The organism is Okeania sp. SIO2B9 (assembly GCF_010672505.1).
Taxonomy (GTDB): domain Bacteria; phylum Cyanobacteriota; class Cyanobacteriia; order Cyanobacteriales; family Microcoleaceae; genus Okeania; species Okeania hirsuta.
In genome coordinates this window covers 1-1,014 of the sequence record NZ_JAAHGK010001828.1, presented here as the reverse complement: position 1 = coordinate 1,014, position 1,014 = coordinate 1, and the positions used below count along the sequence as shown (strand labels likewise).

The window sequence follows — 1,014 nt, the reverse complement described above, 5'->3', positions numbered from 1 at the left end:
CAAAATTCTACTCAAGCTATACACAAACCGCTATATTTCATCATTTTAAACTTGGACAGGATTTTCTAGAACAAGTTTAGAACGCTTCAATTTGTCTGGCAAAGGAATAGGATAGTCACCAGTAAAACAGGCAGAACAAAAAGTCTTAGGATCTTCATCCGTTGTTCTTAACATCCCCTCCCAACTCAAGTATGCTAGAGAGTCAACACCTATTTGTTCAGCAATTTCTGCAACTGATTTTGTTGCTCCAATTAATTGCTCCTGGTTATCTGTATCGATGCCATAAAAACAGGGATGAGTAACTGGTGGGGAAGAAATTCTCATGTGAACTTCTGTTGCACCAGAATCTCGCAAAGCTTTAACGATTTTTTTACTGGTGTTGCCACGCACAATGGAATCGTCAACCATAATAATTCGCTTACCTTCTAGTACATCTTTGAGAGGGTTAAGTTTCATTCGGATACCTGATTCTCTCATGTGTTGAGTGGGCTGAATAAAGGTACGGCCAACATAGCGATTTTTAATTAATCCCTCAGCATAGGGAATACCTGATTCTTGAGAAAAACCTATAGCTGCTGGAATACCAGAATCAGGAACACCTATTACCATATCTGCCTCTACTAAAGATTCCCTTGCTAACTGGCGTCCTATTTTCAGTCTGTAGCTGTATAAACTACCACCTTCCATTATACTGTCAGGGCGGGCAAAATAAATCATTTCAAAAATACATAGCTTCCTTTGTGGTTTCTGATTCCAGTGGAAGGAAGCCATGCCTTCTTCTGTAATCCAAACTAACTCTCCAGGTTCAACATCTCGGAGATATTCTGCACCAATAATATCTAAAGCACAGGTTTCTGAGGCAAGGACATATCTTTTTGGGTTGATATCTTCTAAAGTACCAATCACAAGGGGTCTTACACCGTGGGGGTCGCGTACTCCCATCAGACCTTCTGGAGTACCAATAGTTAAACTGAAAGCTCCTTTACACAAATGAAAGCACTAATAGCAGCTTTT

The 1,014-nt window shown here is 40.0% G+C and carries 1 pseudogene; it reads right to left on the bottom strand.

Annotated features, from left to right (window positions below):
• Positions 1–45: 45 nt before the first annotated feature.
• Positions 46–996: pseudogene (gene purF / locus F6K13_RS34760) on the bottom strand (amidophosphoribosyltransferase); the annotation flags it as partial.
• Between the last annotated feature and the right edge of the window lie 18 nt (positions 997–1,014).